General features: G+C 43.4%; 1 pseudogene. It reads right to left on the bottom strand.

Annotated elements, in window-relative coordinates:
- A pseudogene (locus HC176_RS17265) lies at positions 1-392 on the bottom strand (PD40 domain-containing protein); the annotation flags it as partial.

Here is a 392-nt window from a genome sequence, read left to right as displayed (position 1 = left end):
ATTGATCTCGCTGATCTCTTTTGGAAGTACAGGAGGAGTATAGTCTTCTCTGCTGAAAGCGTAAAGGTTATCTGATCCTCTTCGGTTTGAAGCAAGGTATCCTTTTTCTTCTCCGTCTCTTAAAACAAAAGCGAAATCATCAAACTCACTGTTCAAAGTGTTACCAAGGTTCTGAGCTTCCCCGAAACTTCCGTTCTCCTGCTCGCTTTTGAACACGTCAAGATTTCCGAAGCCCATGTGGCCGTCAGAAGTGAAATAAAGAGTCCCATCTTCAGCGATGAAAGGAAACTGCTCGCGGTGTGCAGTGTTTACGTTAGAACCTAAATTTACAGGTTCTCCATAAGTGCCATCTTCATTAACAGCTACGCTGTAAATATCGAAGGATCCTGTAG

This window comes from Tamlana crocina (assembly GCF_012037625.1).
This window is presented reverse-complemented; position numbering and strand designations above follow the sequence as displayed.